At 68.1% G+C, this 342-nt stretch carries 1 protein-coding gene; it reads left to right on the forward strand.

All coding sequences use genetic code 11. From position 1 onward, the window contains the following. Positions 1–145 precede the first annotated feature (145 nt). Positions 146–342 (forward strand): hypothetical protein (locus GFH49_RS01705; protein ID WP_155053933.1); only part of this gene is annotated, 197 nt, incomplete at its 3' end.

Raw genomic sequence — 342 nt, forward strand, 5'->3', positions numbered from 1 at the left:
TCGCCGCGGGCGCCGGATCGCTGTCCGTCGCCGTCACCGACGACACCGTCACCGCCGCCGAAGGATGGGCGGCGCTGATCGCCGTCCTCGCCGCGCTCGGCTTCACCTGGGCGGTGCCGAACCGGCAGGCCAGAACGGGCAGCTGATGACGGCCCCGGACGCGGGTGTCTACATCAGCAACGCCCAGATGTACCAGGAGGTGAGAGACCTGGCTCAGACGGTCGGCCGCATCGAGAACAAGGTGGACGGTTTCCTCGACGAGGCAAAGGACATCCGGTCGGATGTTCAGGACCATGAGCTCAGGATCCGCACCCTCGAACGTGCCCGCTGGCCCATGCCCAC

Source organism: Streptomyces blattellae (genome assembly GCF_009709555.1).
In the GTDB taxonomy this organism is placed as follows: domain Bacteria; phylum Actinomycetota; class Actinomycetes; order Streptomycetales; family Streptomycetaceae; genus Streptomyces; species Streptomyces blattellae.